General features: G+C 68.0%; 19 protein-coding genes and 1 pseudogene. 3 read left to right on the top strand and 17 right to left on the bottom strand.

Features of this window, described 5'->3' with window-relative positions; all coding sequences use genetic code 11:
* Positions 1–99 precede the first annotated feature (99 nt).
* From GDJ08_RS14275 to GDJ08_RS14335, 13 genes and pseudogenes are all read right to left on the bottom strand, one after another.
* A complete protein-coding gene (locus GDJ08_RS14275; protein ID WP_026070811.1) occupies positions 100–3,273 on the bottom strand; it encodes an efflux RND transporter permease subunit in 3,174 nt (1,057 codons plus the stop codon).
* 38 nt (positions 3,274–3,311) lie between these two features.
* Positions 3,312–4,121, bottom strand: a pseudogene (locus tag GDJ08_RS14280) (efflux RND transporter periplasmic adaptor subunit); the annotation flags it as partial.
* 155 nt (positions 4,122–4,276) lie between these two features.
* Positions 4,277–5,587, bottom strand: a complete 1,311-nt coding sequence (locus GDJ08_RS14285) for a TolC family protein (protein WP_153165121.1) — start codon at positions 5,585–5,587, stop codon at positions 4,277–4,279.
* A 56-nt stretch (positions 5,588–5,643) separates the two neighbouring features.
* Entirely contained in the window at positions 5,644–6,009 is a 366-nt protein-coding gene (locus GDJ08_RS14290) for a DUF2946 family protein (protein ID WP_136006449.1), read from the bottom strand.
* A 100-nt stretch (positions 6,010–6,109) separates the two neighbouring features.
* Entirely contained in the window at positions 6,110–7,894 is a 1,785-nt protein-coding gene (locus GDJ08_RS14295) for a DUF885 domain-containing protein (RefSeq protein WP_153165122.1), read from the bottom strand.
* A gap of 145 nt (positions 7,895–8,039) precedes the next feature.
* Positions 8,040–8,381: a lipid-A-disaccharide synthase N-terminal domain-containing protein gene (locus GDJ08_RS14300; protein WP_017357131.1), complete on the bottom strand. Its 342-nt coding sequence runs from the start codon at positions 8,379–8,381 to the stop codon at positions 8,040–8,042.
* Positions 8,381–9,103 (bottom strand): glycosyltransferase family 2 protein, encoded by a 723-nt coding sequence (locus tag GDJ08_RS14305; protein ID WP_017357132.1) that lies wholly within the window; start codon positions 9,101–9,103, stop codon positions 8,381–8,383. Before GDJ08_RS14305 ends, GDJ08_RS14300 begins: the two co-directional genes overlap by 1 nt.
* An 87-nt stretch (positions 9,104–9,190) precedes the next feature.
* The gene (locus GDJ08_RS14310) at positions 9,191–10,156 is read right to left on the bottom strand and encodes an NAD-dependent epimerase/dehydratase family protein (RefSeq protein WP_153165123.1); all 966 of its coding nucleotides are present in this window, start codon (positions 10,154–10,156) and stop codon (positions 9,191–9,193) included.
* Between the two features lie 48 nt (positions 10,157–10,204).
* The gene (locus GDJ08_RS14315; RefSeq protein WP_153165124.1) at positions 10,205–10,513 is read right to left on the bottom strand and encodes a helix-hairpin-helix domain-containing protein; all 309 of its coding nucleotides are present in this window, start codon (positions 10,511–10,513) and stop codon (positions 10,205–10,207) included.
* A gap of 34 nt (positions 10,514–10,547) precedes the next feature.
* On the bottom strand, positions 10,548–11,471 hold the full coding sequence (locus tag GDJ08_RS14320) for a ParB/RepB/Spo0J family partition protein (protein WP_017357135.1): 924 nt from the start codon (positions 11,469–11,471) through the stop codon (positions 10,548–10,550).
* Positions 11,471–12,268 carry a ParA family protein gene (locus tag GDJ08_RS14325; RefSeq protein ID WP_017357136.1) on the bottom strand — a complete coding sequence of 266 codons (798 nt, stop codon included), beginning with the start codon at positions 12,266–12,268 and terminating at the stop codon, positions 11,471–11,473. The genes GDJ08_RS14320 and GDJ08_RS14325 overlap by 1 nt, the downstream gene beginning before the upstream one ends.
* Positions 12,269–12,479: 211 nt before the next feature.
* Positions 12,480–13,118 carry a 16S rRNA (guanine(527)-N(7))-methyltransferase RsmG gene (gene rsmG / locus GDJ08_RS14330; protein WP_153165125.1) on the bottom strand — a complete coding sequence of 213 codons (639 nt, stop codon included), beginning with the start codon at positions 13,116–13,118 and terminating at the stop codon, positions 12,480–12,482.
* A gap of 60 nt (positions 13,119–13,178) precedes the next feature.
* A complete protein-coding gene (locus GDJ08_RS14335; RefSeq protein ID WP_136006459.1) occupies positions 13,179–13,778 on the bottom strand; it encodes a 4'-phosphopantetheinyl transferase family protein in 600 nt (199 codons plus the stop codon).
* A 90-nt stretch (positions 13,779–13,868) separates the two neighbouring features.
* Here GDJ08_RS14335 and GDJ08_RS14340 point away from each other — a divergent pair, with 90 nt between their 5' ends.
* Complete coding sequence (locus tag GDJ08_RS14340; RefSeq protein ID WP_136006461.1) at positions 13,869–14,120, top strand: GlsB/YeaQ/YmgE family stress response membrane protein; 252 nt, start codon at positions 13,869–13,871, stop codon at positions 14,118–14,120.
* A 74-nt stretch (positions 14,121–14,194) separates the two neighbouring features.
* Here GDJ08_RS14340 and xth read toward each other — a convergent pair whose 3' ends face one another.
* From xth to GDJ08_RS14360, 4 genes are all read right to left on the bottom strand, one after another.
* Complete coding sequence (gene xth / locus GDJ08_RS14345) at positions 14,195–14,962, bottom strand: exodeoxyribonuclease III (protein ID WP_136006462.1); 768 nt, start codon at positions 14,960–14,962, stop codon at positions 14,195–14,197.
* A gap of 47 nt (positions 14,963–15,009) precedes the next feature.
* Entirely contained in the window at positions 15,010–16,425 is a 1,416-nt protein-coding gene (locus tag GDJ08_RS14350) for a coniferyl aldehyde dehydrogenase (protein ID WP_153165126.1), read from the bottom strand.
* 134 nt (positions 16,426–16,559) lie between these two features.
* A complete protein-coding gene (locus GDJ08_RS14355) occupies positions 16,560–18,215 on the bottom strand; it encodes an MFS transporter (RefSeq protein WP_017356017.1) in 1,656 nt (551 codons plus the stop codon).
* A gap of 88 nt (positions 18,216–18,303) precedes the next feature.
* Positions 18,304–19,731, bottom strand: coding sequence for a DcaP family trimeric outer membrane transporter (locus GDJ08_RS14360; protein WP_017356018.1), 1,428 nt, complete (start codon positions 19,729–19,731; stop codon positions 18,304–18,306).
* A gap of 328 nt (positions 19,732–20,059) precedes the next feature.
* On the opposite strand from GDJ08_RS14360, the gene acs reads away from it, so the two are divergent.
* A complete protein-coding gene (acs, locus tag GDJ08_RS14365; RefSeq protein ID WP_017356019.1) occupies positions 20,060–22,003 on the top strand; it encodes an acetate--CoA ligase in 1,944 nt (647 codons plus the stop codon).
* Positions 22,004–22,104: 101 nt separating this feature from the next.
* Positions 22,105–22,770 carry a response regulator transcription factor gene (locus tag GDJ08_RS14370; RefSeq protein ID WP_153165127.1) on the top strand — a complete coding sequence of 222 codons (666 nt, stop codon included), beginning with the start codon at positions 22,105–22,107 and terminating at the stop codon, positions 22,768–22,770.
* Positions 22,771–22,877: the final 107 nt, after the last annotated feature.

Here is a 22,877-nt window from a genome sequence, read left to right on the forward strand (position 1 = left end):
GTCGCTGCGTCCTGCATTGCCGCGGCCGCGGCGTAACGACGCAGAAAGGTACCAGAGTCGGGCGTGCTCCGCGCGCCACATGGCGCGCGGAGCACGGGCTCACGCCGGCGACGCGTCGCGACGATGAAGCCAGCGGTAAAGCACCGGCAGCACCAGCAGGGTCAGCAGCGTGGACGACACGATGCCGCCGATCACCACCGTCGCCAGCGGGCGCTGCACTTCCGAACCGGCACCGACATTGAAGGCCATCGGCACGAAGCCCAGCGATGCCACCAGCGCGGTCATCAGCACCGGGCGCAGACGGCCCAGCGCGCCGTCGCGCACGGCCTGCGCGAGCGGCAGCCCTCCTTCGCGAAGGCTGCGCACGAAGCTGATCATCACCAGGCCGTTGAGCACCGCCACGCCGGACAGCGCGATGAAGCCGACGCCGGCCGAGATCGACAGCGGAATGCCCCGCGCGGCAAGCGCCAGCACACCGCCGGTCAGCGCCAGCGGTACGCCGCTGAAGACGATGGCCGCGTCCTTGATCGACCCGAAGGCCCAGAACAGCAGCGCGAAGATGATGACCAGCGTGAGCGGCACCACGATCGCCAGGCGCCGGCTGGCCGAGATCAACTGCTCGAAGCTGCCGCCATACTCGATCCAGTACCCGTTGGGCACCTGCACCTCGCGGCCGATGGTCTGCTGCAGCTCGCCGACGAAGCCGCCCAGATCGCGGTCGCGCACATTGGCGGTGATCACGATGCGGCGCTTGCCGTTCTCGCGGTTGATCTGGTTCGGGCCCTCACTGTTGGCCAGCGTGGCCAGTTCACGCAGCGGCACGGTGCGCGCGCCGTTGGTGCCACTGGCGGCGCGGCTGGACTCATCGGCATCACCGCCGGACAGTGCGCTTTCCAGCGATACCGGCAGGTCCGCCAGGGCGGCCGGGTCCTGGCGCAGGGCTTCGGGCAACCGCACCACGATGTCGAAGCGGCGGTCGCCTTCGAACAACTGCCCGGCCACCTGCCCGCCCACCGCCGTGGCGACGGTGGACTGCACCTGGCCCGGGTTGAGCCCGTAGCCGGCCAGCGCGGTGCGGTCGGGGGTCACGGTGAGCAGCGGCAGGCCGCTGGTCTCTTCGACCCGCACATCGGCCGCGCCCGGTACCTTGCCGGCCACCGCCGCGATGCGTCTGCCCACCGCCAGCAGCGTCTCCAGGTCATCGCCGAACAGCATCACCGCCACGTCCGCACGGACGCCGGAGATCAGCTCGTTGGTGCGCATCTGGATGGGCTGGGTGAACTCGTAGTTGTTGCCGGGCAACTGCTCGACCGCGGCCTCCAGCTCGCCCAGCAGCGTCGCGCGCGGCTTGCGCGGGTCCGGCCAGTCCTTGCGCGGTTTCATCATGATGAAAGTATCGGCCACCGACGGCGGCATCGGGTCGGAGGCGACCTCCGGCGTACCGATCTTGGAGAACACCTTGCTTACCTCGGGAAACTGCACCAGCCGGTTTTCGATGTGCTTCTGCATGTCGATGGACTGGGTCAGGCTGGTGCCGGGAATGCGCATGGCATGCATGGCCACATCGCCTTCGTCCAGGTTCGGCACGAACTCGCTGCCCAGCCGGGTGGCGAGCAGCCCGCAACCGACCACCAGCACCAGTGCACCGGCCACCATCCAGCGCCCGCGACGCAGCGAGAACGCCAGCAGCGGCTCGTAACGGCGACGCACCCACGCCATCAGGCGGTTTTCCTTCTCCTGCACGCGCCCGCCCAGGAACAGAGCGATCGCGGCCGGCACGAAGGTCAGTGCCAGCACCATCGCGCCGGTCAGGGCCAGGACCACCGTGATCGCCATCGGGTGGAACATTTTTCCTTCCACGCCGGACAGCGCGAAGATCGGCAGGTACACCGCGGTGATGATGCCCAGTCCGAACAGGCTGGGGCGGATCACCTCGGCCGTCGCGCTGGCGGTTTCCTGGAAACGCTCCTGGCGGGTCATGTCACGACCGAGCGCGTGCTGGCGTTCGCCGAAGCGGCGCAGGCAGTTCTCGATGATGATCACCGCACCGTCGACGATCAGGCCGAAATCCAGCGCGCCCAGGCTCATCAGGTTGGCCGAGATCCCGCCGCGCGCCATCCCGGTGAGGGTGAACAGCATCGCCAACGGAATCACCGCGGCGGTGATCAGCGCCGCGCGGAAATTGCCGAGCAGCAGGAACAGCACCACGATCACCAGCAGCGCGCCCTCGACCAGATTCCTGGCCACGGTGGCGATAGTACGGTCCACCAGCGCCGTGCGGTCATAGCTGGCCGTGACAGTGACACCCTCGGGCAGGCTGCGCTGGGCCTGCTGCAGGCGCGCGGCGGCCGCCTGGGCCACGTCGCGGCTGTTGGCGCCAATCAGCATCACCACCGTGCCCATCACCACTTCGTGGCCGTTCTGGGTCGCCGCACCGCTGCGCAGTTCCGGACCGTCCTTGACCTCGGCCACGTCATGCACATGGATCGGCACGCCTTCGCGCCGTGCCAGCACGATGTTGCCGATCTCCTCCAGGTTGGCCACCTGGCCGGGGATGCGCACCAGGAACTGCTGGCCGTTGCGTTCGATGTAGCCGGCGCCGACGTTCTGGTTGTTGGCCTCCACCGCCTCGGCGACGTCTTCCAGGGTGAAGCCCAGCGCACGCAGCCGGGCCGGGTCCGGCGTGATGTGGACCTGGCGCTGGAAGCCCCCGATGGTGTTGACCTCGGTCACGCCCGGCACGTTGCGCAACTGCGGCCGGATCACCCAGTCCTGCAGGGTGCGCAGGTCGGTGGCGGTGTACGGCGTGCCATCGGCCTTGCGCGCCTTGGGATCGGCGTCGATGGTGTACATGAAGATCTCGCCCAGACCGGTGGCGATCGGGCCGAGCTGCGGGTCCAGCCCTGTCGGAATCTGCGATTTGACCTGCTGCAGGCGCTCGGCCACCTGTTGCCGGGCGAAGTAGATGTCGGTGCCGTCCTCGAACACCACGGTCACCTGCGACAGGCCGTAGCGCGACAGCGAGCGGGCCTGCTCCATCCGCGGCAGACCGGCCATCACCGTCTCCACCGGATAGGTGATGCGCTGTTCGGTCTCCAGCGGTGAATACCCCGGTGCGGCGGTGTTGATCTGCACCTGGACATTGGTGATGTCCGGCGTGGCGTCGATCGGCAGCTGGGTGAAACTCCAGATGCCCACTGCGACCAGCACCGTGGTCAGGCTCATCATCAGCCAGCGATGGGCGATGGACATGCCAATGATGCGCTCAAGCATGACGGCAACCTCCGCGGACGGGCGGCAGCAGAACGGGATCAATGTTCATGCGACGCCCCCGCCTTGCCGATGTCGGCCTTGACCACGTAGCTCTGCTCCACCACGACGTCCTCGCCGGGCGTCAGGCCCGACAGGACTTCGACCTGCGTGGCGTCGCGCGCGCCGAGCGTGACCGGGCGGGCGGTGTAAGTGTCGGCGGTGCGCACGAACACCACGTCCTTGCCGTCCATGCTCTGCAGCGCCGACAGCGGCACTATCTGCGCGGCCGGCGTGGTCGCCACCACGATGCGCGCCTTGACCGCCGCACCAGGCCGCCACAGACCGTCGTCGTTGCGCAGCGTGGCGCGCGCCACGGTACTTTGGCTGGCGGTGGCGGTGCCGGGCAGCACGCGTTCGAGCGTGGTGGCCTGGCTCACGCCATCGGTCATGCGCGACACCGTGACCGGCACGCCGGCGGTGATGTGCTGGGTGTCGTTGCCGAAGATGTGCAGGTCCACCCACAGCGTGGACAGATCGCCGATCTCGAACAGCGGCGTGCCCTCCCCGGCCACGCCGCCCACCTGCGCCTGGCGTGCCAGCACCACACCGGCGATCGGCGCGCTGACGGTGTAGGTGGTCAGGCTGAGGTTGCTTTCAATGCTGGCCAGCACCTGCCCGGCCGCCACGCGGTCGCCGACGTTGGCGCGCAGCGAACGGATCGGGCCGGGGAAACGCGCCGTCACCTGCGCCACGCGCCCATCGACGGGGGTCAGCAGGCCCTGCACATCATGTTCGTCGGCGATGGTGCCGGCGACCACGGGCGCCACACGGATGCCGGCCTGCCCGGCCATCGCCGCCGTGATCGTGGTGCTCTCCGGTGCGTCATGGTCGTCCTCGCCCTCCTCGTGGCCAGGCTCGCCGTGGCCCGGGGCTGCGTCGGCCGGGGTGTCCTTGCCACAGCCGGTCAGGGCCAACAGGGCCAGCAGCAGGCTGGCGGCCAGGGCGGTGCGGGATGCGGAAAGGGTCATGGGCGGTCCTCCGTGGACACCGTGGAATGTGCCGGGGCATCGGCGGTAGCGACCATGCTCTGGCCGGTGAGTCGCTGGATTTCGATCAGCGCGGTCTGTGCGGTGATCGCGGCAGCGAGCTGGCGCTGCCGCGCCTCGATGCGAAGGGCCTGCAGTTGCGCCCACTCCATGTAGCTGATGGCACCGGCACGCCACGCCTTTTCGGCCGCGTTCTCGGCGCGCGTGAGGCGCGGCAGCACGTCGCTGGCCATGCGCGTGACTTCCAGCCGCGCGGTCAGGTAACGGCCGTGCGCCTCGGCCAGGGTGGCGTAGAGCTGGAGTTCGCGCGCCTCGCGCTCGACGCTGCTCAAGGCCAGTTCGGCCTCGGCCGCACGGATGTCCGGTTCGGCGCGGCGCACGCTGCCCAGCGGCAGGCTGACGCCGGCCACCAGCGAGGTATCGCGCGTGTCGCGGCTGTTGCGCATGCCGACCTGCCAGCTCATGTCCGGCCGCGCCTGGGTCCGGGCCAGGGTCAGCTGCGCCTCGCGCAGGCGACGCTCGCCGGCCAGCACGGCCAGTTCGGGGGTGCGCTGCAGTTCCTCGGCCAGTGCGGCGAAGGCCTGCAGGGCTGGCAACCGCATCGGATCGCCGGTGACGACCTCGAAGCCGGGGTCGCGCGCGCGCCACAGCGCGGACAACGCCGCGCGCGCGGACTGGTCCATCTGCCTGGCACGGTCGCGGTCCAGTTCAGCCTGGGCCAGCATCGACTGCGCGGTGAGCAGCACCGATTCCGGCGACGCGCCGGCCTGCAGCCGCAGGCGGGCCGCGGCAACCGCGCGGCGGCGCTGTTCGATGTCGGTCGTGGCGATGGCCAGTTGCTGGCGCGCCTCGGTGACCGCCAGGTAGCGGCGGGCCACCTCGGCCATCAGGTCCAGCCGCGCGGTTTCGCGTTGCGGTGCGAGTGCGTCGATGTTGGCCTGGGCCACCGCACGACGGGCGTCCAGTTTGCCGCCGCGTTCGAGCACACCGGCCAGCGTAACGGTCAGTTCGGCGGCCTGCAGGCCGCTGGCGTCGCCGCTGCCGAACGCGTTCTCCAGATCCACGCCGAGCGTCAGCGGGGGACGCAGTGCCGCCGCATCACGGCGCGCTTCCCAGAGCGGGCGCTGCGCATCGACCAGGCGCAGATCGGGATGGTAGCGGGCGACGCGGGCGATCGCGTCGTCCAGGGTCAATGCGGTGGGGGGTGACGCTACAGCCGGCGCCGTGCCCTGTGCGGACACGCACGGCACGAACGCAAAGGCAGCCAAGGCTGCCAGACGCATCCACATGGGGATTCTCCAGAAAGCGGTTCAGATGTCGGACGGCGGCACGGAGCCGCGTGGCATCAGGCCGCTATCGGAGGACGCAGCAGGCTCTCGGGCGGCTGGGTACGCAGCTGCGCGGTCAGGCTGGACGGCAGTGCGTGAGGCGGCGCGGACGGCAGCGTCCACGGCAGCGACGCCATCGGCAGCACGCCGCCGTGGCCGTGACAATGGCCACAATGGACCAGGGTGTGCAGCAGATCGCTGCCGTCGTGATCGGGGCCTTCGGCGTCGGCATCATCGGCCAGGTGCGCGGCATCGGCATGCAGGCTGATGTGGATGTCGGCCAGCGCCGACGCCGTGGCGCTGCCGAACACGCCCAGTCCCACCGCAACCAGCATCAGCAGGCGCAGCAGCAGGGACGGACGCGGGCGGGCACGGCGGAACATGGCCGCAGGGTAGCGGTCCGCTTGCCCGTTACACAATCGCAGTGCGCTGCGAAGGTTCACGTTGACGGGGCCTGCTGCGTGCCTGCAGGCCCCGTCTGTCTCAGGTCGCGGCCTTGCGCTGGGCGATGTAGGCCTGGATCTGCCGTTCCAGCACCGGCAGCGGCACCGAGCCCTGCTTGAGCACGGCGTCGTGGAAGGACTTCACGTCGAAGCGATCGCCCAGTTCCTGCTCGGCCTGCGCCCGCAGGCGCACGATCGCGATCTCGCCCAGCTTGTAGCTCAGCGCCTGGCCCGGCCAGGAGATGTAGCGATCCACCTCGGTGGTCACCTCGTGCTCGCTCAGCGCGGTGTGGTCGCGCAGGTAGGCGATGGCCTGCTCACGGCTCCAGCCCTTGTGGTGCACGCCGGTGTCGATCACCAGGCGCGCGGCACGCCACATTTCGTAGGTCAGGCGCCCGAAATCCTCGTACGGGGTTTCGTAGATGCCCATCTCCACGCCCAGCTTCTCGCAGTACAGGCCCCAGCCTTCGCCGTAGGCGGAGATGTAGGCCGTGCGGCGGAACTCGGGCTGCTCGCCCTGTTCGGCGGCGAGCGCGCCCTGCAGTGCATGGCCCGGATCGGATTCGTGCAGGGTCAGCGCCGGCAGGTTGTACAACGGGCGCGCCGGCAGGTTGTAGGTGTTGAGCCAGTAGGTGCCCATGCCGCCGCGGCCGGCGGTCCAGAATGGGGCAATGTCCGGCGGCACCGGCACGATGGTGAAGCGCGCGCGCGGCAGGGTCATGTACTTGCCGATCACGCCATCCACGCGCTTGGAGATCCAGGCGGCGCGGTGCAGCAGTTCGTCCGGGGTCTTGGCGTAGAACTGCGGGTCGGTGCGCAGGAAGGTGAGGAACTCGGCGAAGCTGCCCTTGAACTGCACCTGCTGGATGATGCCGTTCATCTCGCTCTGGATGCGTGCCACTTCCTTCAGGCCGATTTCGTGGATCTGCTGCGGGGTGAGGTCCAGCGTGGTGTATTCGTGGATCTGCTGCTTGTAGTAGGCCTTGCCGTCGGGCATGGCTTCGGCGGCCAGGGTGGTGCGCGCCTGCGGCACGTACTCGGTGACGAAGAACGTGCGCAGCTTGGCGAACGCCGGCACCACAGCGCCGCCAATGGCCTGCCGCGCCTGTTCCTGCAGTTGCGCCTGCTCGGCGGCCGGGATGCTGGCCGGCAGCTTCTTGAACGGGGCGTACAGCGGCGACTGGGTGGGGTCCTTCAGCTCGGACACGGTGGCGATGGACACTTCGCGGCCGTCGAGCACCGCACGCGGCACGCTGAAGCCGCGCTTGAGGCCGGCACGCATGTTGTCGGTCTGCTGGTCGAAGTAGCGCGGCACGTCGTTGAGCCGCGCGATGTAGTTGCGGAAGTCCTGCGCGGTCTTCATTTCGCGGCGCGCCATGAACGACAGGTTGGACCAGAACGAGGAGTCGGCGTTGAACGGCATTTCATAGCCGCGCAGGCGCACGTCGGCCGCCAGGTTGAAGACCTGGTCGCGGTAGATGGCGTAATTGATCTGGTTGTCGGGCGAGAGCGTCGCGGGGTCGATCCGGTCGAGCTGGGCCAGCACCGCGTCCCACACCTTCAGCCGCGCCTGCTGGGCAGCGGCGCCGACGTCGGGCATGCGGGTGGCATTGGCCGGACCGTCACCGTCTTCGCTGGCCTCGCCGCCGCCGTCCTGGCGCCACGTCCATTCCTTTTCGTAGATGGCACGGAACTGCGCATCGGCGGCATGCTCGGTGGCCAGGCTGGCAGGTGCGGCGGCCGGGGCGGCCGGCGGGGCGGCAAAGGCGGCGGCGGCAGGAAGCGCCAGGGCAAGCAGCAGGGCGGTGACGAGCGGCGATTTCACGATCAGCGGTTCCCGATGGACGGCAAACCCCGATCATGGCACTCCCGCAGGGGCCGGTGCATGGATCAAAGGTCCTGCCGCACCGCCGCAGGAACGGGGATCGACCGCGGGTCGCGGCCAACCAACGGCCGGCTCCCCCGTCAGGTCAATGCTGCGCCTTGTCCCGCTTCCAGCCGCGGTGCTGGATGTCCAGCTTGAGGCTGTACAGGGCGGTGAAGGCCGGGAACAGGTTCTGCAGCACGCCAACCGAATCCTGCTTGGCCGAGAACAGGAAATAGCTCAGCGTCATCAGGCTGCCGACCACGCTCATGTACCAGAACAGGCGTGGAATCACCGGCTTGCCCGCACGCCGGGAGGCGATGAACTGCACCAGCCAGCGGCCGCCGAACATCAGCGCGCCCGTATAGCCGATCAGCTTCCAGCCGGTCACGTGCAGGCCGGTCCAGTACAGCCAGGTCAACGGCTGGTCGAGCCCGTGCAGTTCCATCAGCGCTCTTCCACGGCGGTGCGCTTGCTGCGCGTGATCAGCCAGGCCACGCCACGCAGATCGCGGATGCCGACCAAGGCACGGCCCAGGTTGTTGTACTTGGAGACACCGGCGGTGCGGTGGCGATGGTTGACCGGCACGCTGACCGTCTTCCAGCCGGCGCGCTGCATCAGCGCTGGCAGATAGCGGTGCATGTGGTCGAAATACGGCAGGTCCAGGAAGGCCTCACGCTCGAACAGCTTGATGCCACAGCCGGTATCGGGGGTGTTGTCGCGCAGCATGCGCGCACGGATCGCGTTGGCCCACTTGCTGGCCCAGCGCTTGCTGCCGCTGTCCTGGCGGTTGACCCGCCAGCCGGCGAACAGCTTCACCTGCGGCGCGGCCGTGTCACGGGCGGCCAGCAGCCCGGGGATGTCGGCCGGGTCGTTCTGGCCGTCGCCGTCCAGCGTGGCGATCCACGGCGCACGGGCGTGCTTGACGCCGGTGCGGACCGCCGTGCTCTGGCCGCTCTGGCTGACGTGGTGCAGTACCCGCAGTTCCGGGTTGTCGGCCTTCAGGCCCTGCAGCACCGCCAGGGTGTCGTCGCGGGAGTGATCGTCGACGTAGACGATCTCGAAGTCGATCCGGCCGCGCAGCGCGGCGGTGATCTCGTCGATCAGGGGGGTGACGTTGTCGCGTTCATTGAAGACCGGGACGACGACCGACAGCTGGGGTTGGCTCATGGTCGGGCTCTGCGAAGGGCCAGGATCGAAAAAGAGCGCGCATTGTCCGCACGCAAGGTTATCTGAAGATGAATTGGGGCGCGTGTGTCAGGCGTGATCGCCGAAATAGTCGCGGCACCAGGCCACCACCGGCGGCAGGCCGCGCTCGATGGGCGTGGCCGGTTCATAGCCGAAGGCGTCATGTACGCGCGTGGTATCGGCCATCGTGCGCACCATATCGCCAGGCTGCAGGGGCTTGTAGACCTTGTGCGCCGGACGCCCGGCCGCCGCCTCGATGACACCGATGAAGTGCTCCAGCTCGACCGGTGTGTGATTGCCCAGGTTGAAGACACGGTGCGGAACCTCCTCCCCGGACGGATGCGCCAGCGCGCCGAGGATACCGGCCACGATGTCGGAGACATGTGTGAAGTCGCGCTGCATTTTTCCGTCGTTGAACACGTCGATCGGGCGGCCCGCCAGCACCGCGCGCGAGAACAGCAGCGGCGCCATGTCCGGGCGGCCCCACGGGCCGTACACGGTGAAGAAGCGCAGACCGGTGGCACGCAGACCGTACAGATGGGCGTAAGTGTGTGCCATCAGCTCATTGGCCGCCTTGGTGGCGGCATACAGCGAACGCGGCTGGTCGATGCGCTGGTCCTCGGAGAACGGCGGCGTTGCCGAATCGCCGTACACCGAGCTGCTGGAGGCATACACCAGGTGCGCCACGCCGCGGTGGCGGCACAGTTCGAGCATGTTGACGAAGCCGACCAGGTTGCTGTCAACGTAGGCGTGCGGATTCTCCAGCGAATAGCGCACCCCCGCCTGGGCGGCGAGGTGGATCACCCGGGTCGGCTTCACCTCGTCGAACAGCGCGGCCAGGCCGTCGCGGTCCGTGAGGTCCAGGACGCGGATATCCGCATCCGGGCACAGTGCGGCCACGCGATCGCGCTTGATCTGCGGGTCGTAGTAGTCGTTGTAGTTGTCCAGGCCGACCACCGCGTGGCCCGCATCGAGCAGGGCACGGACGGTGTTGGCGCCGATGAAGCCGGCAGCGCCGGTGACAAGAAGGGTCATGGAGAGGCGTCCCGGAAAGTTCACTGCGCCTATTGTGCTACGCCGCGCTCACCGCAGGGTCAACGGCGCTTCCTTTGCCAGCGTGGCCTTGCGTTCCTTGCTGAAGTCCCACCAGGGTCGCGGTGCCTCGCCCTGCATGAAGCGCACGATGGACAGAAAGACATCGATCACGCAGGGGTCGTGCACGACCCCGGTGCGCAGGCACAACTGCGCGTACATGTCATAGGCGTCGCGGCCGCGGACATGCGCGGGCATGCGGATGCCGATCAGACGCAGATCCTTCTCGCAGGCCGGCCCGACGTTCGGCAGGTCGGTCAGACGCAACAGATGATTGCGGTCGACCTTGGTGGGATTCATTGCAGGGGGGACATCCTCTGGCGCAGGTCGGGACTCAGCCCTTCTGTGCGCGGAGTCGTTCGAGCACGCCATCCAGCGTGTCCAGGTCGGTGTAATGGATGATCAGCTTGCCCTTGCCGCCACGGCCGTGGTTGATCGCCACGCGGGCGCCCAGCGATTCGGACAGTTCGGTTTCCAGCGATGCGATGTCGGCCTGCGGCGCACTGGCGGCCGGCTTCCTGCGCAGCGCACCGGGCACCTTGCCCGCCGCGAACTGCTGCGCGCGGTGTTCCACTTCGCGCACTGACCAGCCTTCATCGGCGGCTTCCTGGGCCAGCTTGCTGGCCAGTTCCGGCGCCAGCGTCAGCAGCGCGCGGGCGTGGCCCATTTCCAGCCGGCGGGTTTCCAGCAGCAGGCGGATGGCGATCGGCAGTTCAAGCAGGCGCAGCAGGTTGGACACCGCCGCCCGCGACCGGCCCACGGCCTGCGCGGCCTCGGCGTGGGTCAGGGCGAACTCGGTGATCAGCCGCTGCAGTGCTTCGGCTTCTTCGAGCGGATTGAGGTCTTCGCGCTGGATGTTCTCGATCAGCGCCATCGCGATGACGGTGCGGTCTTCCAGCTCACGCACCACCACGGGCACTTCGTCCAGGCCGGCCAACTGCGAGGCGCGCCAGCGACGTTCGCCGGCCACGATCTCGAAGCTGTCCGCACCGAGCTGGCGCACCAGGATCGGCTGGATCACGCCCTGCGAGCGGATCGAGTCGGCCAGTTCGCCCAGCTTGGTCTCGTCCATGTCGCGGCGCGGCTGGTACTTGCCGGGCTGCAGCTGCCCCACCGGCAGCTTGCGCAGGATCTCACCGGGCTGCGGCTCGATCACTGCGGCCGCCTGCACCTGCGTCACCGCCCCCTTCGGGCCCAGCAGGGCGTCGAGGCCACGGCCGAGGCCGCGTTTCTTGCCGAGGGCGGGCTTGGTGCTCATCAGGCAGTCTCCAGGGCCTTGTCGGCCTTATTGCGTTGTTGGTGGCGGCGGATGATCTCGCCGGCCAGGCCGAGGTAGGCGACGCCACCGCGCGAGGCACGGTCGTACCCGACGATGCTCTGGCCGTGGCTGGGCGCTTCGGCCAGGCGTACGTTGCGCGGCACGATGGTGCGGAACACACGATCACCGAAATGCTCGGTCAACTCGGCCGACACCGCATTGGCCAGGTTGTTGCGCACGTCGAACATGGTGCGCAGCACGCCCTCGATCTCCAGTGCCGGGTTGAGGTTGGCACGCAGCGCTTCAATGGTTTCCACCAGCGCGCTCAGGCCTTCCAGCGCGTAGTACTCGCACTGCATCGGCACGATCACCGAATCGGCGGCAGCCAACGCGTTCAGGGTCAGCAGCGACAGCGCCGGCGGGCAGTCGATCAGGATGTAGTCGTATTCGTCCCGGACCGGGGCCAGCGCGCGCTTGAGGCGCTGCTCGCGCTCGCCCTGGTCCATCAGCTGGATCTCGGCGGCGGTCAGGTCGATGTTGCCCGGCAGCAGGTCGAAGCCTTCCGGCGTGGTGACCCGGACGTCGGCAGCGGTGGCTTCGCCGAGCAGCAGATCGCAGGTGGACGCAGCGACTTCACGCTTGTCCACGCCGCTGCCCATGGTCGCATTTCCCTGGGAATCGAGGTCGACCAGGAGCACGCGCTTGGGTGCAGCAGCCAGGGAGGCGGCCAGATTGACGGCGGTCGTGGTCTTGCCGACGCCACCTTTCTGGTTGGCGATGGCGATGATGCGGGCCATGCGGGTGAGCCTCATCGGCAGGGAGTGGGACTGGTCATTATGCGTATATGGGGCGTGTCATGCACTGTGAGATGCGCCGCGCCGGGCGCCCGAACGTCCCGGTGCGCGTGTTCGACGCACCCCGGGAAGGGCGGAGCGGCAACGGGGGCGGGCGCTGGCGCCGATGGAGCGGCGGGCGGCAGGCCACCCGGCCACGGTCACGCGTGCGGGCTCAGGGGCCGGCCACGACCACCAGATGCCGCTCGCCGGTCAGGCCCGGCACGTGCAGCGGCAGGACCTGTTCGACCGTCCAGCCGGCCGGCAGCTGGGCGATCTCGTCATGCGGGTACACGCCCTTCATGGCCAGCAGCCGGCCGCCGGGGCGCAGCAGATGGCCGCCGACATCGATGATGCCGGCCAGAGTGTCCATCGCGCGGGCGGTCAGCGCGTCATAGGCACCGGGTTCGGCCAGGGCTTCGGCGCGCGACTCGGCGACGCGGGCATTGCCCAGGCCAAGCTGGCGCACCGCTTCGCGCATGAAGCGGGCTTTCTTGCCGTTGCTTTCGACCAGGGTCACCTGCAGCTGCGGGCGCGCGATGGCCAGCGGGATGCCGGGCAGCCCGGGTCCGGTGCCCAGGTCGGCCAGGGTGCCGCGCTCCAGGTGCGGCTGCATCGCCAGCGAGTCGAGCAGGTGGCGGGTGACCATCTCCAGCGGGTCGCGGATGGCGGTCAGGTTGTAGGTGCGGTTCCAGCGGTCGAGCAGGGCCAGGTAGGTCAGCAGGGGCGGCGCCAGGGCGGCATCCAGCTCCATTGCGGCCAGGCCGCGCGCGAGCGCATCGGCCACGCCGGCCGGAAGGGTATGTTCGGTCATGGAGGGATTATCGCAGGTCGGCCGCATGGGCGACCGCGTCAACCAGCGTCCCCGCGGGCCTCACAGCGCGTGAAACGCCAGCGCCGCGCGGAAATCGGCGGCGGCCTGCCATTCGTGAAGGTGCCAGCGCGCGGGGTCACCGAGCTCGGGATCGCACCAGGCCAGATGCAGGGCGCCGTTGGCGTCCGGGGCCAGCTGCAGGCGGTGCAGGCCAAATGAGATGCCCTGCCCCTGCGCCTTGAGGATGGCTTCCTTGACGCACCACACGCGGAAGAACCACGGCGCGCGGGCGTCTTCCTCCAGGCCCAGCAGCCACGCCACCTCGGCCGGATGGAAGAAGCGCTCGATGATCTCGCGCATGCGCGGGCGCGGGCGCAGGGGCTCCAGGTCCACGCCCAGGCGCACCCCTTCGCCCAGCGCGACCAGCAGCAGGCCGTGGCTGTGGCTCCAGCCGGTGCCCAGGTGGGCCAGCGGCCCATGCAGTTCCGGGCGGCCGCGCGAGTCGCGGTGCAGCGGCAGGCGGTCCGGGTCACCGCCCAGCTGCTGGGCCAGCAGCACCCGCGCCTGCGGCTCGCCACGGGTGCCGGGCACGTGCGGCAGCCGCCACACAGTGACCGGACCGAACCGCCACGGACCGTCCAGTGTGACCGGCAGGCTCATGGCTGTGCCAGGTGAGCAGGGCTGCACGACAACTTCACGGGCGTTGCCGTCAACTGGGCCGGTCGCACACGCAAACCGGGAGTCAACGCTATGGGCATCATCATCTGGCTGATCGTCGGCGGCATCGTGGGGTGGCTGGCCAGCATCATCATGAAGCGGGACGCGCAGCAGGGCATCATCCTCAACATCGTGGTTGGCATCGTCGGTGCACTGCTGGCCGGTTGGTTGTTCGGCGGTGGCATCAACGAAGCCATCACCCTCCGTACGTTCCTGTTCTCGCTGATCGGTGCGGTGATCCTGCTTGCGATCGTCAATCTGTTTACCCGAAAAAGCGTCCGTTAGCAGGTACCCACGTCGGGTGGGTATGCACGTCCCAACAAGGCCCGGCACCGCCGGGCCTTGTTGCATGGCCGGGATCAGCCCAGCTGTACCCAGGCCGGCGCATGGTCGCTGGGGCGGTCCCAGGTCCGCGGTTCGCGATCAATGCCCGACGCCAGCGCGCGCGCCTTGAGCGCGTCGGTGACCAGGGTCAGGTCGATACGCAGGCCCAGGTTGCGGCGGAAGCCGGCGGCGCGGTAATCCCACCAGCTGAACACGCCTTCCTCTTCGTTGTGCAGGCGGAAGGCGTCATGCAGGCCAAGCTGCAGCAGCTTGTTCAGCGCGCCACGCTCGGCGGTGGAGGTGAGAATGTGGTTCTCGTTCCACACCAGCGGATCGTGCACGTCGCGGGCGTCCGGGGCGATGTTGAAGTCGCCCATCACCACCAGCTCAGGGTAGCGCTGCAGTTCGTCGGCCACCCAGGCGTGTACCGCCTCGAGCCAGCGCAGCTTGTAGGCGTACTTGTCGGTGCCCACGTCCTGGCCGTTGACCACGTACAGGTTGATGATGCGCACGCCGTTGACGGTGCCGGCGATCGCGCGCTTCTGCTCGTCCTCGAAGCCGGGAATGCCGATCTGCACGTCCTGCGCCGGCTCGCGCGAGAGCAGCGCGACACCGTTGTAGGTCTTCTGCCCGGCAAACACGCTGCGGTAGCCCAGCCCGGCCAGCACCGCGTCGGGGAACTTGTGGTCCTCCATCTTGGTTTCCTGGATGCCGACCACGTCCGGTGAGAACGTGGTGAGCCATTGTTCCAGGTGCGGCAGGCGCACATTGAGTGAGTTGACGTTCCAGGAGGCGATTTTCATGGCGCCATTCTACCCGGGTACTGCCGGCTGCCGGCCGCCGGCCGGCATCAGCGCACCAGCGCCCTGAGCATGCCGGCGATCTTCGCGTACGGCGGCTTGAGCAGATCGCTGGCCGCCCAGCGCGACTGCCACAGGACCGGCAGCTGCTTGCTCATCGCATCGAAACCGGCGCGGGCGTGGTACGCCCCCATGCCGCTGGGCCCGACACCGCCAAACGGCAGGCCGTTGATGGCGAAGTGCAGGAGCGTGTCGTTGACGGTGACGCCGCCGGCCACGATCTGGTCGAGCACCCGCTCGACCGTGTCGCGCTGCTGGCTGAAGACGTACAGCGCCAGCGGCCGGTCGCGCGCCTGCACCCCGGCCAGCGCCGCGTCCAGATCCGGATAGGCGCACACCGGCAGGATCGGGCCGAAGATCTCCTCCTGCATCAGGTCCAGGTCGGCCGGCGGATCGAGCACGATGGTCGGCACGATCAGGCGCTCGCGCTCGGCCCGTGCCGGATCGACACTGGCCAGTTCGATCACCGGCACGCCGCGGGCGCGGGCCTGTTCCAGATACCCACGCAGGCGCTGGTACTGGCCGGCATGGATGATCCGGGTGTAATCGGAGGGATCGCTGAAATCGCCGTAACGCGCGCGCACCTGCGTCTGCAGCTGCTGCACCAGCTCACGCTGGCGGCGACCGTCGATGAGGATGTAATCCGGCGCTATGCAGGTCTGGCCGGCATTGAACCACTTGCCGGTGGCCAGCCGCGCGGCGGCCTTGTCCAGCGGGTAATCGCTGCACAGGATCGCCGGCGACTTGCCCCCCAGTTCCAGGGTCAGCGGGGTCAGATGCTGCGCGGCGGCAGCCATGACCTTGCGACCGACGGCGGTGGAACCGGTGAAGACCAGATGGTCCAGCGGCGAGCCAGCCAGCGCAGACGCCAGTTCCGCGTCGCCCTGTACCACCGCCACACGGTGGGCCGGAAACACCTGGGCCAGCAGGTCCTGCAGGAACGCGCTGGTGCGCGGCGTGTGCTCGGAGGGTTTGAGGATGACGTGGTTACCCGCCGCGATGGCGGTGGCCAATGGAATCAGCGCCAGGTTCACCGGGTAGTTCCACGGCGAGATCACCCCGACCACGCCCAGCGGCACCGGACGGGTCTGCGCGCGCGCCGGCCAGAAGCGCCAGCCCACGCCGACCCGGCGCGGGCGCATCCAGCCGCGCAGGTGCCGCAGCAGGTGGTCGATCTCGTTGAGCACGGTCATGCCATCGGCGATCAGCGACTCATGGGTGGAGCGGTGGCCGAAGTCGGCCGAGATCGCCTCGGCCATCTGCGGCAGCCGGGCCTTCAGGGCAGCACGCAGGCGCTGCAGGTCGTCCCGGCGCTGGTCCAGCGACGGACGATTGGCCTGCCAGGCGCTGCGCAGGACGTTCAGGAGCGCCGGAAGCACGGCGGGATCGGTATGGGTATCGCTCATGCCGCGACTATAGCGGCAGCCTGCGTGACGGCGGAGCGCTGTGCGCGGTTGCCGGCCAGCGGCCGGTCCTGCCGGGAAACGGACAGGGCCGCGATTCGCATCGCGGCCCTGTCCTCACGCCGTGGGGCTCACCGTTACTTGGTGATGTCCACGCCGCGGGTTTCCTTCAGGAACAACCCGCCCACCACGACCGTCATCAGCGCGATGATGATCGGATACCACAGGCCGTAGTACAGGTTGCCGGTACCGGCCACCAGCGCGAACGAAATTGCCGGCAGGAAACCACCGAACCAGCCGTTGCCGATGTGATACGGCAGCGACATCGAGGTGTAGCGGATGCGGGTCGGGAACAGCTCGACCAGGTAGGCGGCGATCGGGCCGTACACCATCGTCACGTACAGCACCAGAATCCACAGCATCAGGATGGTGCCGGGGATGTTGATGCGGGCGTTGTCGGCCTTGGCCGGGTAACCGGCCGAGGTCAGCGCGGTCTTCAGTTCCGCACCGAACGCATCGGCCTTGGCCTTGCCGTCTTCCTTGGTCAGGCCGGCGGCCTCGTAGGAGGCGACGCTGGCGCTGCCGACGTTGATCACGGCCAGCGAACCGGCTGCGGCAGGTTGCACTTCATACGGCACGCCGGCCTTGGTCAGTGCGGCCGTGGCGATGTCGCAGGAGCTGGTGAACTTGCGCACCGCCACCGGATCGAACTGGAACGAGCAGGTGTTCGGATCGGCCACGACCAGCGCCGGCGAGGTTGCACGGGCTTCTTCCACGGCCGGGTTGGCGAAGTGGGTCAGGCCCTTGAACACCGGGATGTAGGTGACAGCCGCCAGCAGGCAGCCGGCCAGGATGATCTTCTTGCGGCCGATGCGATCGGACAGCCAGCCGAAGAAGATGAAGAACGGCGTGCCCAGTGCCAGCGCCGCGGCGATCAGCAGGTAGGAGGTGGTGGCTTCAACCTTGAGCATGCTGCTCAGGAAGAACAGCGCATAGAACTGGCCGCCGTACCAGACCACGGCCTGGCCGGCCGCGGCGCCGAGCAGCACCAGCAGCATCAGCTTCAGGTTGCCGCCCTTGAGGCTGTCGCGGAACGGGGTCTTGGAGCCCTTGCCTTCGGCCTTCATCTGCTGGAACAGCGGCGATTCGCTGAGCTGCAGGCGGATCCACACCGAGATGCCCAGCAGCACGATCGACACCAGGAACGGAATGCGCCAGCCCCAGGCTTCGAACGCTTCGTTGCCCAGGAAGTAGCGGCAGGCCAGGATGATCAGCAGCGACATGAACAGGCCCAGCGTCGCGGTGCACTGGATGAAGCTGGTGTACAGGCCGCGCTTGTCCACCGGTGCATGCTCGGCCACATAGGTTGCCGCACCGCCATACTCACCGCCCATCGCCAGGCCCTGGGCCAGGCGCAGGACGATCAGGATCACCGGAGCGGCAAAGCCGATCGAGGCGTAGTTGGGCAGCACGCCGACCAGGAAGGTCGAGATGCCCATGATCAGGATCGTGACCAGGAAGGTGTACTTGCGGCCGATGCGGTCGCCGAGGCTGCCGAAAAACGCCGCGCCGAACGGACGCACGAAGAAGCCGGCCGCGAAGGCCAGCAGCGCGAAGATCATGCCGGTGGTTTCGTTGACGCCGCTGAAGAACTGCTTGGCGATGATCGCCGCCAGCGAGCCGTACAGGAAGAAGTCATACCACTCGAAAACGGTGCCAAGGCTGGACGCGAAGATGACCTTCTTGTGGCCTTGGGTAAGTTCAGCTTTTGCAGGTACAGGTGTAGTGGACATTGGACGATTCCCCTCGGTAGTGCCGACTGTTCGTCGGCAATCGTTCTAGTTCTTCCGGCAGGTGCCGACCATCGGTCGGCACGCTCATTCAGAAGCTGTACTTCGTGGTGAACTGCAGGCGGTTGATGTCGCCCTTGCGGCCATCCTCGATCTCGCGGACGCCGTACATGTACTCGGCGCCGATATCGACCTTCGGCATCGGCGTGTAGAACACGTTGCCGCGGATGCTCTGCACGCTCTTGGTCACCAGGGGACCGAGCGAGCCGCTGTTGTCGTAGTCGCTGCGCGCATAGATCAGGTTGGTACGCAGCTTGGGGCTGAAGGCGTGGCGCCAGCCGACGTAGCCGGCCAGCACGCCGGTCGGGTCGAGCTCGTCACGGGCGATGTCGTAGGCGGTATCGGCCGTCACGCCCAGACCCACGTAGCGGGCGATGCCTTCGCCGCCACTGAGCTGGTAATGCAGGGTGTCGCTGTCGCCCATCACCCACTTGCCGCCCAGGGTCAGGCCGCCTCCGATCTTGTCGGCGTCGGCACGGGTGGCCTGGTTGTCGACCTTGAGCTGACGCACGATGCCGCCCACGCCAAAGGTGCCCCAGTCGCCTTTCCAGCCGTAGCGCAGGGTCAGGTCCGGCAGCGCGCCGCGGTCGGCGTTGCTGGCCGCGTTGGTCCACGCACCGGTGACCGGGTTGCGGGTACCGGTCAGCACGGTGGTTTCAGGGTTTTCCAGCGCGACGCTGAAGCCGCCCCGGGTGTAGCGGATCTGTGCCTGGCGCACGAACAGCACACCATCGGTCGGGCCGACGAAGTCGACGGCTTCCGGCAGCGAGGCGGCGTCCATGAAGTTGGACCAGGTCTGGCCGGCCATCCAGTTGTTCCAGTACATGTACGCGTGACGCAGGGTCACACCGTAGGTATTGGTCGCGGTCTGGTTGCCCAGCGAGTTGCCGAAGAAGTCCATCTCGAAGAACGCGCCGGACTTGTTGCCCTTGTCCGACACGTTGTCGATGCCCAGGTTGAAACGCGAGAACTTGGCGTGGGCGTTGAAGTCCACGTCGGACCGCTGGCCGCTGCCGCCGGCACCGGCCACCGGGGTCTGGCCCGGCAGATACAGCGCGCGGCCCGTGGCATCGTCGGCGAGCTGGCCGTCGCCGGTCTGGGTGGCCAGGAAATCGGCCTTGATGAAGCCGCCGATCTTGACGGTGGTGCCCGGCGCGGCGCCCGGGGTGATGGTGGTGACCTGGATCGGCTGCTTGCCTGCCGGCACGGTGGCCGTGGCCGGCTGCTGGGCCTGAAGGGTGCGGACCGCAGTGACATCGGTCTGCGCCTGGCTGATCTGGGTCTGCTGCTGCTGCGAGGTGGACAGCAGCAGCTGCACCTGGCGTTCGAGCTCGGCAACGCGGGCTTCCAGCTGCTTCTCTTTGGCGGTTTCGGCAAACGCCATGCCAGGCGCCACCAATGCGACCAGCAGGCAGGTCGCCAACGGCGTGCGCATGGTCTTCAACATACGGGTACTCATGTTGCCCTCTCTCCCGGGTGGCAAAGTGATCGCCGCGTGTGGGGTCACGGTCGAGCCGAGCGTGCGTCAGCCTGACGCACCCCGGTATTAGCCATTGGTAGTAGCCGCGACGTCGGCGCGGGCACCTGGAGGCCGCAGGAGGGCAGCAAGGTGCCGCAGGCAACCGGGTGGGTACCGGCTGTCTGTCGGTACGCCGACCGCCGCTGGTACGACCAAGGTCTAACCGTCCCGATAACGCGAAGGCGGATGGATGCGGCAAACTGAGGGGGATGAATCGCGGGTTATGCTGCGATCGCACAACCCAAGTCCTAGTGCAAGTGAGGGTGTCATGGCCGATATTTACCCCGTCAAGGCGGAGTTCGCCGCCAAGGCGCGCATTGACAAGAACACCTACCAGCAGCTCTACCGCGCGTCGGTGGAGAATCCCGACGCGTTCTGGGGCAAGGCCGCAGAACGCCTGGACTGGTATACCAAGCCGTCGACGATCCGGAACGTGAGCTATCAGCTCGACGATTTCCGCATCAAGTGGTTCGAGGACGGCGAACTCAACGCCAGCGTCAACTGCCTGGACCGGCAACTGGCCACGCGCGGCGACAAGGTCGCGCTGCTGTTCGAGCCGGACAGCCCCGATGCGCCCGCCCAGGGCGTGACCTACCGCGAGCTGTACGAGCGCACCTGCCGCCTCGGCAATGCCCTGCGCAACCTGGGCGTCAGGAAGGGCGACCGGGTCACCATCTACCTGCCGATGATCGTCGATGCCGCCGTGGCCATGCTGGCCTGCGCACGCATCGGCGCGATCCACTCGGTGGTGTTCGGTGGCTTTGCACCCAACTCGATCGCCGACCGCGTGATCGACTGCGGCAGCAAGCTGATCATCACCGCCGATGAAGGCCTGCGCGGTGGCAGGAAGATTCCGCTGAAGGCCAACGTCGACGCCGCCTTGAAGCTGCCCGGCACCACCACCGTGGAAACGGTGCTGGTGGTCCGCCACACCGGCGGCGCGGTGGACATGCAGGCGCCGCGCGACCGCTGGTTCCACGATGTGGTGGACCCGCAGCCGGCCACCTGCGAACCGGAGCGGATGAACGCCGAAGACCCGCTGTTCATCCTCTACACCTCCGGTTCCACCGGCAAGCCGAAGGGCGTGCTGCACACCACCGGCGGTTACCTGCTGTACGCGGCCTATACCCACGAAGCAGTGTTCGACCTGCGCGAGGACGACATCTACTGGTGCACCGCCGACGTCGGCTGGGTCACCGGCCACAGCTACATCGTGTACGGACCGCTGGCCAACGGCGCGACCTCGCTGATGTTCGAAGGCGTGCCGAACTACCCCACCACCTCGCGCTTCTGGGAAGTGATCGACAAGCACCAGGTCACCCTCTTCTACACCGCACCGACCGCGATCCGCGCGTTGATGCGCGAAGGCGAGGCACCGGTCAAGCGCACCTCGCGCGCCTCGCTGCGCCTGCTCGGCAGCGTCGGCGAGCCGATCAATCCGGAAGCCTGGCGCTGGTACTACGAGGTGGTCGGCGACAGCCGCTGCCCGATCGTGGACACCTGGTGGCAGACCGAAACCGGCGGCATCCTGATTTCGCCGCTGGCCGGCGCGATCGATCTCAAGCCCGGTTCAGCCACCCTGCCCTTCTTCGGCGTGCAGCCGGCCCTGGTCAACGCAGAAGGCGAGATCCAGGAAGGTGCCGCCGAAGGCAACCTGATCATCCGTGATTCCTGGCCGGGGCAGATGCGCAGCGTCTATGGCGACCACCAGCGCTTCATCGACACCTACTTCCGCACCTACCCGGGCAGCTACTTCACCGGCGACGGCTGCCGCCGCGACGAAGATGGCTACTACTGGATCACCGGCCGCGTGGACGATGTGATCAATGTATCCGGCCACCGCATCGGCACCGCCGAAGTGGAGAGCGCGCTGGTCTCGCACCCGAAGGTGGCCGAAGCGGCCGTGGTGGGCTTCCCGCACGATATCAAGGGCCAGGGCATCTATGCCTATGTGACCCTGATCGCCGACGAGACGCCCAGCGATGAACTGCACAAGGAGCTGGTCGCCTGGGTGCGCAAGGAGATCGGGCCGATCGCCGCGCCTGATCACCTGCAATGGGCACCAGGTCTGCCGAAGACACGCTCGGGCAAGATCATGCGCCGCATCCTGCGCAAGATCGCCGAGAACGCGCCCGACCAGCTCGGCGACACCTCGACCCTGGCCGATCCGTCGGTGGTGGCGTCGCTGGTGGAAGAACGCAAAGTGAAATAAGGGCCGCAGGCAGACCGTGGCAGCCCCCGGTTCCGGGGGCTGCCAGCCCGCTACACGCATTCCGTTCCCTCGCGTTACTCCTCCGCCACATGGCCCCCACCATGACCACCCTCCTGATTGCCGATGACCACCCGTTGTTCCGCGAAGCCCTTCGCGGGGCCGTGCAACGCGTGATTCCCGGCGTGCAGCTGTACGAAGCGGACAGCGTGGAAGCGCTGTACCTGCTCGCCGACCAGCACACCGATGCCGACCTGGTCCTTATGGATCTCAACATGCCAGGTGCACAGGGCTTCAACGCGCTCGTGCACATGCGCGCCCTGCACCCGCAGCTCCCGGTGGTGGTGGTGTCCGCACGCGAGGAACCCACGGTGATGCGTCGCGCGCTCGACCACGGCGCGTTCGGGTTCATTCCCAAGTCCGCCGACTCGGACACCATCGGCCACGCCCTGGGCACCATTCTCGATGGTGAGACCTGGGCGCCGCCGGAGGCGCACAACGTGCCGCCCACCGAGCGCGAGGAACGCGAGATCGGCCAGCGCCTGCGCGAACTCACCCCGCAGCAGTTCCGTGTGCTGCAGATGCTCGGCGTGGGCCGGCTCAACAAGCAGATCGCCTACGACCTCAACGTATCCGAAGCAACGATCAAGGCGCATGTCACCGCGATCCTGCGCAAGCTGGGCGTGACCAACCGCACGCAGGCGGTGTTGATGGCCGGCAAGCTGGCCATCGACGAAGAGCCGATCGTATTGCCGCCGGAAGAGGATTGAATCGCGGGGAGCAGGAGCAGCTGACCGACAGTCGGCGCACCCCGCTCTGCCCCTGACGCCTTGCGTTATAGCCAGAGCTATAAAACCCAGCGCTGCCTGCGCAATTG

The organism is Stenotrophomonas nematodicola, assembly GCF_009467805.1.
GTDB lineage: Bacteria > Pseudomonadota > Gammaproteobacteria > Xanthomonadales > Xanthomonadaceae > Stenotrophomonas > Stenotrophomonas nematodicola.